The following is a 1,149-nucleotide window of genomic DNA, read 5'->3' on the forward strand; positions in this document are numbered from 1 at the left end:
GAGTTCACCGCCAAAAGGTTGCAACTGCACCCCACGGTACAGCTTGTGCCGATGAACAGTGCGTATTCGCCCATTACTCTTGGCAGCGAAGAGTCTCTGAATGTGTTTGGGGTCGTCACTCATGTCGTAAAGGCATTACGCTGATGTTTGCCCTCTGTGATGTAAACTCATTTTATGCCAGTTGTGAGACTGTTTTTCGCCCAGACTTGTGGGGGAAGCCGGTAGTAGTGCTTTCCAATAACGACGGCTGTGTGATCGCTCGCAGCGCAGAGGCGAAGGCACTTGGCGTTAAAATGGGGGAGCCTTATTTTAAACAGAAGGATCTGTTTCGTCGCTGTGGTGTGGTTTGTTTCAGCAGTAACTATGAACTCTATGCCGATATGAGCCAGCGTGTGATGTCTACGTTGGAAGAGTTGTCACCACGGGTTGAGATCTACAGCATTGATGAGGCATTTTGTGATTTAACCGGCGTACGTAACTGCCGGAATTTAACAGATTTTGGCCGTGAAATTCGCCAGAACATTCTTCAGCGTACACATCTCACGGTTGGTGTCGGCATTGCACAAACCAAGACGCTGGCCAAACTCGCCAATCATGCGGCAAAAAAATGGCAATGTCAGACGGGAGGGGTTGTTGATTTATCAAACCAGGAGCGCCAGCGCAAATTAATGGCTGCATTACCGGTTGATGAAGTGTGGGGAGTTGGTCGAAGGATAAGTAAAAAGTTGGAGGCGATGGGGATAAAAACCGTACTCGATCTCGCGGATACCGATATTCGCTTTATCCGAAAGCACTTCAATGTTGTACTTGAAAGAACGGTACGGGAACTTCGTGGAGAGTCCTGTCTTGAACTGGAAGAGTTTGCGCCAGCGAAACAGGAAATTATCTGCTCACGGTCGTTTGGCGAACGCATAACCGACTATGACACGATGCGACAGGCAATATGCAGTTACGCATCACGAGCGGCAGAAAAACTGCGTGGTGAGCATAAATATTGTCGTTTTATCTCCGCCTTTGTAAAAACTTCTCCGTTTGCACTGAATGAGCCGTATTACAGCAACAGTGCCTCGGTAAAGTTGCTGACACCCACCCAGGACAGTCGGGATATCATTAATGCAGCGACCCGTTGTCTGGACGCGATATGGCAGG

General features: G+C 48.8%; 1 protein-coding gene and 1 pseudogene. Both read left to right on the forward strand.

Annotation, left to right across the window (positions count from 1 at the left end; translation table 11 throughout):
• A pseudogene (locus EQY_RS0113095) lies at positions 1 to 144 on the forward strand (DNA polymerase V subunit UmuD); the annotation flags it as partial.
• A partial coding sequence (gene umuC / locus EQY_RS0113100; RefSeq protein WP_000457672.1) for a translesion error-prone DNA polymerase V subunit UmuC occupies positions 144 to 1,149 on the forward strand: 1,006 nt, incomplete at its 3' end. The pseudogene EQY_RS0113095 and the gene umuC, both read left to right, overlap by 1 nt.

The sequence above is a fragment of the Escherichia sp. TW14182 genome, from assembly GCF_000208525.1.
GTDB classification, from domain to species: domain Bacteria; phylum Pseudomonadota; class Gammaproteobacteria; order Enterobacterales; family Enterobacteriaceae; genus Escherichia; species Escherichia ruysiae.